The organism is Streptomyces tyrfis (assembly GCF_037034285.1).
In the GTDB taxonomy this organism is placed as follows: Bacteria; Actinomycetota; Actinomycetes; order Streptomycetales; family Streptomycetaceae; genus Streptomyces.
Map to the genome: position 1 here is coordinate 1 of NZ_JBAGJZ010000142.1, position 259 is coordinate 259.

Below are 259 nucleotides of genomic sequence, written 5' to 3' on the forward strand. Positions count from 1 at the left end.
GTGTCGGGGTCGTAGTACTGCACGTAGTACCCGGCCCGGAGATAGAGGACCAGCTGGGGCATGCCGGTGCTGCTGTCGCCGGGGTAGGCGGCCGATCCCTCGCGCATCGCGTTGGCGACGGTGACCATCTGCGCCTCGCGGAAGGCCAGCTTGCCGTCGTTGCCCTTGACGCGGAACAGCGTGTTGACGCAGTCGGTCGTCGATGACTTGATCTGCTGGACCAGGTCGCTTCCGGTGCGGCTGGTGAAGTCGCTGACAT

General features: G+C 65.6%; 1 protein-coding gene. It reads right to left on the reverse strand.

What is annotated here, in order from left to right:
* On the reverse strand, positions 1-259 hold a 259-nt coding region (locus WA762_RS35585; protein ID WP_335941726.1), incomplete at both ends, for a M9 family metallopeptidase N-terminal domain-containing protein.